The organism is Streptococcus oralis subsp. dentisani, from assembly GCF_002860905.1.
Lineage (GTDB): Bacteria > Bacillota > Bacilli > Lactobacillales > Streptococcaceae > Streptococcus > Streptococcus oralis_BA.
Window position 1 is genome coordinate 102,928 of record NZ_PKIG01000001.1, and the last position, 12,621, is coordinate 115,548.

The following is a 12,621-nucleotide window of genomic DNA, read 5'->3' on the forward strand; positions in this document are numbered from 1 at the left end:
TTAGTCCTCGATTTCAATTGTTTCAATCACGACATCTTCAACTGGCTTGTCCATAGCCCCTGTCTCAACAGCAGCAATAGCGTCCAAAACAGCGTAAGAAGCTTCATCAGCTAGCTGACCAAATACAGTGTGACGGCGGTCTAGGTGAGGAGTTCCACCTTGCTCTGCATAGATTTCTGCGATCGGTTCTGGCCAACCACCACGAGCAATTTCTTTCTTAGAGTATGGCAAGTGTTGATTTTGGACGATAAAGAACTGGCTGCCGTTGGTATTTGGACCAGCATTGGCCATGGAAAGAGCACCGCGAATATTGTAAAGTTCTTCTGAGAATTCATCTTCAAATGATTCGCCGTAGATTGACTCGCCACCCATACCAGTTCCAGTTGGGTCTCCACCTTGGATCATAAAGTCCTTGATAATACGATGGAAAATGACTCCATCATAGTAGCCATCTTTTGAAAGAGCAACAAAGTTAGCAACTGTTTTAGGAGCATGTTCAGGGAAGAGCTTGATACGCAAGTCTCCGTGATTGGTCTTAATGGTCGCAAGAGGACCTTCTACTGTTTCAATGTCTACTTGTGGGAAATGCAATTCTTTTTCTACCATACCAAATCCTTCTAAGGCATCAAAAATGCCATCTTCTTCTAATGTTTTTGTAATATAATCTGCTTTTTCTTTGATGTTATCATGAGAAATTCCCATTGCAACGCTGATTCCAGCATAATCAAAGAGTTCTAAGTCGTTGAGGCCATCTCCAAAAACCATGACGTTCTCTGGTTTCAAGCCAAGGTGTTCCACAACCTTTTCCACACCCGTCGCTTTGGAGCCTGAAATCGGCACAATATCAGACGAATGCTCATGCCAACGAACCATGCGAAGTTTATCTGAGAGACTGTCAGGCAAGTGCAAGTCATCTCCCTTATCTTCAAAAGTCCACATCTGATAGATATCTTCTTTTTCATGGAAATCTGGATCCACATCCAAATCGGGATAAATTGGATCAATAGCCTCACTGATCATCTCAGTTCGAGCGGAGAGTTTGGCAGCATGACTTCCAACTAAACCATACTCAATTCCCTCTTGCTTAGCCCAAGAGATATACTCCTCAACATCTGATTTCTCAATCTGATGTTGATAAATGACCTGACCTTTTTTATCTTCGATATAAGCTCCATTTAAGGTCACAAAAAAGTCAGGATTGAGATCACGAATCTCTGGCACGACACCAAAAATCCCTCGTCCAGAAGCAATACCTGTCAAAATTCCTTTCTCACGTAATTGCTTAAAAACAGTTGGGATTGAAGCTGGAATAAAACCTGTCTTTGAATTCCTCAATGTATCATCAATATCAAAAAAGACAATCTTGATCTTCTTTGCCTTGTATCTTAATTTGGCATCCATCTCACTACCTCTTTCAATCTAACTCTTTCCATTATACCATAAAGTAGCTAAATCCCCTATTTTCAAAGAAATTCGCTATCTCTTATTCGAACTTCTTGGATAAGTACAGAACTAAATCATCATTATTTTGAATAGTAGCATTCATTTCCAAGGGTTGATTTCGATACCAGACACCTGTCCCATCTGGAATGTAGCCCCGTCTGATATACAATCTCTGGGCAGGGCCATAGCCTAAGTGCAAACCTACACCAAGAGTGACCTTACTCGAAACAACCTTGACTCGTTTTTCTGCTTCTTCTAGCAGTTGATTCCCAATCCCTTGATTTCGAAAAGGCTCAAACACATTAAAATCTGATAATTCTGGATAGACTTCTGCAAAAGGACCATGTTTAGCAGAGGGCAAAATGGTAACGTAGCCCGCTACAGCACCATCAATCTCTGCAACTAAGACTTCTCTCTCCCCACTTTCCTGTTCCTTAAAGTATCGAGTTAAAATCTCCTCTCTACTTGGCCAACCTTGGCTGATAAATCCTCGAGATAGATCTTTAATGTCAGATTCTTGCATTTTTCTAATTGAACATGTCGTCTTCATAAGTTGCTCCTTTAAAGCTTTCTCCTACCATTATAGCACGCCAAGGTCAGAAAAAAACTATCTCGTGAAAAAAGACCCAACCGGGTCTCAATTCGCTTTCTTGTTTCAAAGCTCGTGAAAAAGAGGTCCACCCGGACCCAACTCGCTCTCTCATTTCAAGGCTCGTGAAAAAAAGACCCAACCGGGTCTTTTCTTTAATCTTCGTTTACGAAAGGCATCAAAGCCATTACGCGAGCGCGTTTGATAGCTGTTGTTACTTTACGTTGGTTTTTAGCTGAAGTTCCTGTTACACGACGAGGAAGGATTTTCCCACGTTCTGAAACGAAACGGCTAAGAAGCTCAGTATCTTTGTAATCAACATATTCAATTTTGTTTGCTGCGATGTAATCAACTTTTTTACGGCGTTTGAATCCGCCACGACGTTGTTGAGCCATGTTTTTTCTCCTTTATAATTTTAGTTGTCCATTAGAATGGTAAATCATCATCTGAAATATCCAATGGATTTGTTGCTCCAAATGGATTTTCATCACGTGAAAAGTCTGGTACTGAATTTGTAGGTGCTGAATAGTTTGCAGTTGGTGCAGAGTAAGCTCCACCTGTATGACCTTCACGCACGCTACGGCTTTCCAACATTTGGAAATTCTCAGCCACGACCTCTGTCACGTAGACACGTTGTCCTTGCTGGTTATCGTAACTACGAGTCTGTATACGACCTGTCACCCCGATAAGTGAGCCTTTTTTAGCCCAGTTAGCAAGGTTTTCAGCCTGTTGGCGCCACATAACGACATTGATAAAATCAGCCTCACGTTCGCCATTTTGACTCTTAAATGTACGGTTTACTGCAAGAGTAAAAGTCGCAACTGCTACATTTGATGGGGTATAACGCAACTCAGCGTCACGTGTCATACGCCCTACAAGTACAACATTGTTAATCATAGTTTACCTTCTTACGCGTCAGTTTTGACGATCATGTGACGAAGAATGTCAGCGTTGATTTTTGAAAGACGGTCAAACTCTTTAAGAGCTGCATCGTCATTTGCTTCAACGTTAACGATGTGGTAAAGTCCTTCACGGAAATCTTTGATTTCGTATGCAAGACGACGTTTTTCCCAAGATTTTGATTCAACAACAGTTGCACCGTTGTCAGTCAAAATAGAGTCAAAACGTGCTACCAAAGCGTTTTTAGCTTCTTCTTCAATGTTTGGACGAATGATATAAAGAATTTCGTATTTAGCCATTGATATGTTCCTCCTTTTGGTCTAATGACCCCAAGACTTTGCAAGGGGTAAGTGAGGTTCGCTCACAATAAACTATTATACTAGAAAAAAATTTTTTACGCAAGTAAAAACTCTGAAATAAAAAAAGAAGATGACGAATCATCTTCTCAAAAACTATGAGTTTTTAGTCTTCTTTTTTCTTGCGAGCAAGAAGTCCAAATCCACCTAGGGCTCCAAGAAGTCCAAGCGCTGCAAGACTAGCGTTAGCTTCTGTACCAGTATTTGGCAATTCTTTTTGACCATCAACATATTTAGGTGTTGTTGGTTGTTTTGGTTGCTCAGGTACTGTTGGCATTTCCGGAGTCACTGGTTGCTCTGGGGTCTCTGGCTCTTGTGGAGAAACTGGTTGTACTGGTTCAACCGGTGTTGGAGTTGGCATCTCAACTTTGCGGAAGATATGTCTGATATTTCCATTTGAACCTGTCACAGTCTTCACATATTCGTAACCTGGAATTGTTCCCGGTTCTTTAGAACCTAGCTCAGTTGGTTTCAATGGATTTCCATTCTCATCAGTCCAAGTAGTTGTATTTTGCTTACCTGGATTTGGTTGAGGAACAGGTGAAGGTGTTGGAGCTGGTGGTGTTAATTTTTCATAGACATGTTCTACATCTCCATTTGGTAGTTTCTTCGTTTCTACGAATCTGTACTCTGGGATGTCTTTCTTATCTACTGAACCACTTTCTTTTTCTTTGATTTCATTTCCATCTTTGTCTTTAAAGAATGTATTCACTTTTTCATAGACATGTTCTACATCTCCATTTGGTAGTTTCTTCGTTTCTACGAATCTGTATTCTGGGATGTCTTTCTTATCTACTGAACCACTTTCTTTTTCTTTGATTTCATTTCCATCTTTGTCTTTAAAGAATGTTGTTACTTTTTCATAGACATGTTCTGTATCTCCATTTGGTAGTTTCTTCGTTTCCACGAATCTGTACTCTGGAATGTCTTTCTTATCTACTGAACCACTTTCTTTTTCTTTGATTTCATTTCCATCTTTGTCTTTAAAGAATGTTGTTACTTTTTCATAGACATGCTCTACATCTCCGTTTGGCAGCTTCTTCGTTTCTACGAATCTGTATTCTGGGATATCTTTCTTATCTACTGTTCCTGGTTCACTTGGATATTTCGGAATCTCGTTTCCTTCTTTATCTTTGAAGAATGTATTTACTTTTTCGTAGATGTGTTCTGTATCTCCGTTTGGCAGCTTCTTAGTTTCTACGAATCTGTACTCTGGAATATCTTTCTTATCTACTGTGCCCGGCTCACTTGGATATTTCGGAATCTCATTACCTTCTTTATCTTTGAAGAATGTATTCACTTTTTCGTAAACATGCTCTACATCTCCATTTGGCAGTTTCTTCGTTTCTACGAATCTGTACTCTGGAATGTCTTTCTTATCTACTGTGCCTGGCTCACTTGGATAGTTCGGAATCTCATTGCCTTCTTTATCTTTGAAGAATGTACTTACTTTTTCGTAGACGTGTTCTGTATCTCCATTTGGCAGTTTCTTCGTTTCTACGAAGCGGTAACCTGGGATATCTTTCTTAGGTTGTTCGCCATCTTCTCTTGGATAATTTGGAATAGATACTTCTTTACCATTTGGATCAACTGTCACATAAGACGTTGTAATCTTCGTATAGTTGATTGGTGTATCTTGACTAGGATCAGTTGGTAATGTTGGTGGCACATAACCTTTAGTTGGATCTTCTGGATCAACTGGTTTCAACGGATTTCCATCTTTATCTCTTGGAATGTAACCTGGAACATAAGGAATTACAATATCTTCTGTTGGTACACCCGGTTTAGTTGGATCACCGTTTGGATCATTTGGATAATCAATACGTGGAGGATTTGTTTGTCCTGGCACGTTTGGAATCCAGGCTCCAAGTTTCTTATAGACAACTTTTTGAATGATATCTTTGTCTTCAGCCTTAACAGTTTGATCCTTGGTAGATGCCTCAATATCTCCACTTAATGCAATATAACCTTTAACAAGTGGAAGTTTGTTACCAGAAAGAACATCAGTTGTAGCTTCTTTCCATTCGCCGTAAGTAACTTCACCTGTCACCAAGTTCACCTTAGCATCACGAGTAAATTTAACTGATGAAGTCACAGAAGTAGTAACCTCTTTACCATCTCCATCAACATAAGTAATTGTACGAGTTACTTCTTCTGAAGTTGTCAATTCCTTAACGCTTTCAGGCCATACTGGTGAGTTTGGATCCTCTGGGTCAATTGGTTGACCTGGAACTGGTGTCACATCACTTGGAATAACTGGAACAAGGCGTGGTTGAACAGTAACAACAAATTTTTGAATAGCTTTTGTATCATTATCAAATGATTGCTTGCTGCCATCAGCTTTTGTAAACTCGTCAGACACAAGTTCGTAGCCAAGTTTTTTCAGTGCGTTGATACGTTCTGCAGTAGAGTAGTTCATTTCAGAACCAGAATCACCTTGAAGGATATCCACTTCACCAAGAATTGTTCCATTAGTATCTTTGTAAGTTACAGTTGCAACTTGTGTATCAGACTTCACTTCATAAACAGTTGGTATATACTTAGCTTTCGCTACAGTGCCATTAGTATCCTTACGTACAATAGTTACTCCTGTTGCAGTCCCAACGAAATCTTTATTTGGTGTGAAGGTTACCTTACCTGTTGCATCAACAGTATACGTTCCTTCGTTTGGAACTGTTTTACTTGTTGTACCATCTTCAAATGTAGTAGGAACAGTATTGTCCATTGGTACATCTTTATGACCAGGTACAAATGTTGGTGTACCAGATTGAGGAGTGTTCTTAGGACCTGTAGAACTTGTATCCACACCTGTTGGTGTAACTGGTGTTACAGTTGGAGTGTAACTTGACTCAACAGTTGTACCATTTGTAGGATCTGTTACAACTACTTTAGCTGAATCTGGTGTGCCAACGAAGTCTTTATTTGGCGTGAAGGTTACTGTACCAGTTGGATCGATTGTATATGTACCAACTGTCTTACCATCCTTAGTAGCTGGGATAGTTGTTTCCTCAGTTCCAACGAACTTAGCTGGATTATCTGTTGTTGGTTTCAACTCAGTTCCATCAGCATGTTTATATGTTGGAGTACCTGTCTGTGTCTTACCTTGGATATCAGTTGATGTAGCAGGTGTTGTAGTTGGTGCTACTGGTGTATAGATAACGTACACTGTACTATCAGTTGACTCATTTGTTACCTCAAGGCTTGTAACAGTTTTCTTATCATAAGTATAATTAGCTACTTCTGGAGAAACTACCGCCTCAAGAGTTTGTGCTGCTGACCAGTCAGTATATTCCACATTTCCTGTTACCAAGTTAACGCTTGCGCTACGTGTGAAGGTTACTGTTTGAACTTTATCAGCTGTTACTTCTTTACCATTCTCATCGTTGTAGCGGTACTTGATTGTACGAGTAACTGTTTTAGTTAACTCAAGATTTTCTGCAGTACTTGGCCATACAGGTGAGTTTGGATTTTCTGGATCCACGGGTTGTCCTGGAACAGGTTTCTCATCATTTGGAGTCACGGGTTCCACACGTTGTTTAACTGTTACCGTGAAGTTTTGATTCACCGCTGTGTCGTTGTCAAAAAGCTTATCAGCTGTCGTTGCTACAATGAAACCATCTTCTACTAACGTATAGCCAGCTTTTTCAAGAGCTGCAATTGCTTTTTCACGATTAACAAAGTCGATAGCACCGTTATAAGCACCTTCTACTGTCTCAACAGCTGCTGCTGGAACTTTAGCTGAATCTATAGCAACTTCTGCACCAGTTGTCACATCATAGTAAGAAATAGTTGCTGTTTGAACATTCTTTCTATAAGTATATGTCACAGTAGTTTGCTCATTTGTAACTTTACCTGAAACCTTCTTAGTACCTTCATCAACCTGACCATTTGTTGTTACCACTTTAACAAGAGTGTAACCAGAAATTTCTTTTGGTTCAGTCGTGAACGGAGTCGTCACTTTTTCGTTATTTACTGGAGTTGTTGAAGGAGAGATAATATTACCCTCTTCATCCTTATACTCAACAATGACTGTTCCATCTTCAGCAACAACAGTTGGAGTGTAAGTAGTTGTTACAGTAGTACCGTTGATATCTGCAATTTGTACACGTACTGGTGTAGCTTTGCCTGTAAATTCTTCAGTTGGTTGGAATGTAATGACATTAGTTGTTTTATCAAGAGTGTAAGTTCCTTCACCATCAACCGTAACTGTAGTTACAGCATTTCCATTCGCATCAAGAAGTGTCAAAGTACTCTTATCAAGAGCTACTGATTTTGGTTGACCATCTTCACCTAATACTTCAGATGTTTCTCCTTTAGCAAAGTTCAAAGTTGTAGCATCTGTATCAGGAGTGTCAAAAACAATTTGTGATGTTTGCGCTTGACCTTGCTTACCAGCTGTAGCTGATTCTTTAGCTGTTGGGACTACAGGAACTACTGTTGGAGTATAAGCAGCTGTACCTGTGATTTCTGTTGATTCACCTTTTTCATTAGTAATAGTTGCTGATGCTTGAACTGTTACTGATGCTGGTGTTCCTGTATAAGTTGCAACTGGTTTGAATGTTACTTTGCCTGTTGTTGAATCAATTGTATATGTTCCAACATTTTCAACAGTCACTGAAGTTGCAGTCGTTGTATTTCCAGTAGTTGGATCTACAAGTTTGTAATTTGACACTGGAGCACTATCATCTGATGATGAGAATAGTGGTGTTTCTGACTGCTGTTCACCTTGGATATTCTTAGATGTTACATTTTCACCAGTAATCGTGATTGGTGTTACAGTTGGTTTATAAGTAGCTGTTGCTGTCTCACCATTTGAATCTGTTGCTTGAACAGTTACTCCTGTCCCTTCTCCAGTAAATGTTGGAACTGGTACGAAGGTTACAACACCTGTTGTTGGATTAATTGTGTATGTTCCTTCATTTGCGATTGTAACACTAGTAGTTGGTTGTATAGTTGTGGGATCAAGCAACTGACGTTTCGCAATTGTTACTGATGAATCTGACGTTTCAAATTCTGGTGTTCCAGTTTGTGTTTTGCCTTGAACGTCTGTAGATGCTGCATTTTCAGCTGTCATAGTGACATCTGTGACAGTTGGAGTGTAAGTAGTTGTTGCAGTAGTACCATTCGCATCCGCAATACGTACACTAACTGGTTTTGTAACAGTTCCTGTGAATGTTGCGACTGGTTGGAAAGTAATAACATTTGTCGCTGTATCCAGTGTATAAGTTCCCTCATTTGCAACTGTTACAGATGTTACAGCAACACCGTCTGCATTAAGAAGAGTTACTGATGCTGTATTAAGATCAACAGATTTTGTTGTATTTGCATCAATAGCAACTGTTCCTTTAGCAAAGTTTACAGTTGTATCATCTGTGTCTGCTACGTCAAACTTAATAGCAGAAGTTTGGGCTTTCCCTTGAGGTCCAGTTGTTTGAGACGCTACTGCGGTTGGTTTTACTGGAACTACTGTTGGTGTATATGTAGCTGTCGCAGTTGCAGTAATATTAGCATTGTTAGTATCTGTACCTAGAATTGCAGTTAGTTTGACAGTTACTGGAGTAGCTGTCCCTGTGAATGTTGCAAGTGGTTTAAAGGTTACAACACCTGTTGTTGGGTCAATTGTATAAGTTCCCTCATTTACAACTGTTAAAGTCTCAACTAGACTACCGTCAGTTGCAACCAACTTAGCTGGTGATGTTGCACTTGGTGAAATAGTTGAACCGTCACCTACAGAAGTAAAGGTTGGTGTTCCCGTTTGAGTAGCTCCTTGGATATCAGATGATGTAGCATCGTGACCTTCAATTGTGTCTGTTACTGTAATGTGGTAAGTAGTTGTAGCTGTTGATGAGCCAGCCCCATGATCCACACCAGATTCAGTTCCACCTATTGTAGCATCTGTTGTGTAATTGCCATTACTATCAATAACATCAACTGTTACTGTATAGACTCCCACTTCATTCAGTGTATAACCACTAGCAAGATTGTAGTTGTTTGCATCTTGTTTAGTGTCATAAACCTTCTGAACTCCTGAAGGAGATGTTACTGTAATACGAGTAATGTAAGTTGTTTTACCGTACTTAGTATCTTCTGTATCAGAGATTGTCACTGCAGCTTTTGCTTCATTACGAAGGTCAACCGTAGTTCCTTTTGTAGACGTATAATCCTGTGAACTTGCTGTTGGTTTTGTATTAACTACAGTTGCAACATCTGAGTTTGTTGCAATTGTTCCTCTAATGATACCACCAAATCCTGATTTAGTAAGCACTTCCCAAGAATTGTCACCCAATTTGGTAGCAGTCACTTCTGTACCATCTGATGAAGACCAAGTATTGGAATGTTTATCATAAGTGATTGTTACTGACATTCCATCACCTGCTTGACTAGTATTCTGCGAAGCATATACAGTGAGTGGGCGAGTTGGTGTATCAACACTTGTTACTTTACCATTGATATCTAGCTGACGAGTATACTCATAGATGTAGAATTTCATTGCTCCATCTTGTTGCGCTTCAGTATACACTTCGCGTTTTGTCCACGTTGTAGTTCCATTACCATTTGGTGTCTTTACTTCAGCATAATCAGCTGGAAGTTCCCAATGACCAGATGTACTATTTAATTTTGCGATGTGTTTTTGACCGTCAGTTCCAGTTAATTCAACTTGTTCACGTAGGAAAGTTCCCTTAACATTTTCAGATGATGATTCTACTTTAATGTTATCCACACCAACTTTTGCGGTTGCTTCTGATGTGACGGGAATATTAAAGACAGTATTAGAATCTACGGCACCTAGTTCTTGATCTTCAGTAACTGCTGTATTGGTTGAACCACTATCTACAAGCCACTTACCCTTAACCGCTTTTAGATTTGTTACAGTTCCATCTGGCATCGTTACTTTTGCACTTGTTGCACCTTTAGAGATTTTAACAGGAACTGTTGTTGAGTAAGTTTCAACGTTTTGAACCTCAACTTTGGGTTTCACCACAACTGTGAGGGAAGCATGCGCTTCTTGACCTGATTGGTTCCAAGTTATATTGCTAGATAACTTATCATAGTCTTTAGCATATACTGAGACAGTATAGATACCTGCCTCCGTAACCTTACCTCCAATAATAGCATTACCCTTATTGGTTCTACCATTAGCTTGCTCATCTTTTGTACTATCAGAAAGACTGTAGTTAGTACCGGGAATCAACACTTTAGAATCATCTAAAGTCGCTCCTGTAGTATTATAGCCTGACACACCAGTCACAGCTGGTGAATTCTGTTTACGAACTGTAATTACCTTGCCTTCAGCTGTTGTATAATTATAGTTTCCAGCAGTACCCTTAGGAATCGCACTTGATCCAGCATCATCATAAAATCGGATATTGATATTCGCATCATCACCTACAGTACGTTCATAACGAGCAGAATCAGATTCTATTGTAGGAGGCGTGGTATCTTGCCATCCTACCCAACCAGCACGTAAATTCTGAAGTCGAAAAGTTACTGAACGACCGTCAGTATGACTTGCAGTTACATCAAAACGTAAATCATATACCCCGTTTTCAATATTGGCAGAGACCACCCCTTGAATAGTATCTGTAGCCTCATCATATGCTAAACCAGGAACAAGGTTGGTTGGCGTTACAGAAGTAAGACTCCAGCCAGCTTGCTTAGCAGTCTCTGTAAGAGCAATACGGTCTTTCAAACCTTTGATATATACACGATCAATTCCTTGCTCATATGCATAACCATAAATTTCAGTAGCTAGGTATTCATACCCACCGTTAGCTGAATAGATCGAAAGCGCTGCATTTGAAATCCTTGAACCATCTGCACGAAGTTTATTTCTCCATAAAGGAGCCTCTTCTGCTAACTTTTTAGCAGCCTCTGGTGTTAAAGGATAATCAACACGACCTTTATTATTATGACCAGTTGCACCACCTTGTGCACTAGTTTGTCCATTTCCTGCATTTGTTTCAGCACCATCACGTTGGTTAGAATACACAACTACTTCTAGGCCTGAAGTATCAGTTCCAGCCCCTTTGGTTAGGGTAATTTCTTGGTGTGGAATTGTATATGTATCTGATCCTGTATGGATTGTTGCATTTATTTCTGAAGCATGAGTAGTACTTGTAGATCCTTCAGCATAAAAATCTTGTGCTGCCAACGCTACAACAAACTTCCCATCACGACCAATTCCTGCTTTTTTAAGCTCACTGTAAACCGCAAGAATTGATTCATTTAAGCGAGCTAATTGAGCATCCACCTGTTCCTTTGTGACACTCTTATCAGCTAAAAGTACTTTTGATTCGTTAAGTACAGCTTGGTTCTTGGCTACCGCCGCTTCAATTGCTGCTCGATTCTCTGGGGCTACTTCCTTCTTACGAAGTTCTGTAACCGCAAGTGTATTGGTTACATCTGCTTCTGATGAAACTTTATCGAGTGCCGATTTAGCTTCTGAAAGAGCTTTTTCTGTTGGTGTAGCGTTTCTTTCTGCTTCTTCTTTTGCTATCTTATCTTTATCAGCCTGTTCTTTCTCTAATCCAAGTTTATTTGATTCAGTTACAACTGTTTTCAATGAAGAAAGAATCTCTTTTTGAATATTTACCTCTTCTTGCTTAGCAGTTTCATTTACTAAAACAGATTTCGCAGTAGCTAAAGCTTCACGAACATTGGCAACAACTGAAGCGTCCGCATACTTAGCAGTTGAAAGTTTAGATTCTAAAGTAGCAATACTCGCTTCAAGAAGTGACTTATTTACTTTAACTTCTTCTTTCTTAAGTGTTTCAGTTGTCTTTTCAACCAACTGGATATTACTTTCTCCTAATTCTGGAGAAGAATTTTCTACTTTTTGAATATTTTCTTTAGAGTCTGAAACTGGATTTTGTTCAATAGCTGAAACTGCTCCATTTCCCAAAAACATTAAACCAGCCGCAATCGCTACCGATGCCGCACCGAAACTATACTTACGAATACCGTAACGTATATACTTTTCCGTTCTAAAATCTTGTTGTTTACCCTTCATTAGACTTAGAACCTCCTTTATGCATGTTTTTTAATATTGAATTGAAGTATCCAGACAAATAGAAAGCCCCCCCCCTTAAATTTTTTAGTAATATCAAGAGGTTATCATCTTAAAAAAGGGTTGCCCAATAATTATCAATATCACTTAATATTGTATCATTCCACTATTATTAATTCAAGTTTCATGCTTGTATATATTTATGGTTTCAATCTAATACTTCCTTGAAGAAACTAGTACATACATCAGTTTTTAAACAATAAGATCAATGTACTAAGATACGAAATTCTATTCTAAACAACTAATGGTATGTTTCTAGCACAAAT

Annotated in this window: 6 protein-coding genes; all 6 read right to left on the bottom strand. The window is 39.3% G+C overall.

The window, feature by feature from the left end; all coding sequences use genetic code 11:
* Positions 1-1,401, bottom strand: a complete 1,401-nt coding sequence (locus CYK16_RS00535; protein ID WP_060806293.1) for a bifunctional Cof-type HAD-IIB family hydrolase/peptidylprolyl isomerase — start codon at positions 1,399-1,401, stop codon at positions 1-3.
* An 82-nt stretch (positions 1,402-1,483) separates the two neighbouring features.
* On the bottom strand, positions 1,484-1,993 hold the full coding sequence (locus CYK16_RS00540; protein ID WP_060806294.1) for a GNAT family N-acetyltransferase: 510 nt from the start codon (positions 1,991-1,993) through the stop codon (positions 1,484-1,486).
* A 194-nt stretch (positions 1,994-2,187) separates the two neighbouring features.
* Positions 2,188-2,427, bottom strand: a complete 240-nt coding sequence (rpsR, locus tag CYK16_RS00545) for a 30S ribosomal protein S18 (protein ID WP_000068664.1) — start codon at positions 2,425-2,427, stop codon at positions 2,188-2,190.
* 31 nt (positions 2,428-2,458) lie between these two features.
* Positions 2,459-2,929 carry a single-stranded DNA-binding protein SsbA gene (gene ssbA, locus CYK16_RS00550; RefSeq protein ID WP_000609606.1) on the bottom strand — a complete coding sequence of 157 codons (471 nt, stop codon included), beginning with the start codon at positions 2,927-2,929 and terminating at the stop codon, positions 2,459-2,461.
* Positions 2,930-2,940: 11 nt separating this feature from the next.
* Positions 2,941-3,231, bottom strand: coding sequence for a 30S ribosomal protein S6 (gene rpsF / locus CYK16_RS00555; protein ID WP_001151778.1), 291 nt, complete (start codon positions 3,229-3,231; stop codon positions 2,941-2,943).
* A gap of 163 nt (positions 3,232-3,394) precedes the next feature.
* Entirely contained in the window at positions 3,395-12,298 is an 8,904-nt protein-coding gene (locus CYK16_RS10825) for a mucin-binding protein (RefSeq protein WP_257960375.1), read from the bottom strand.
* Positions 12,299-12,621 lie beyond the last annotated feature (323 nt).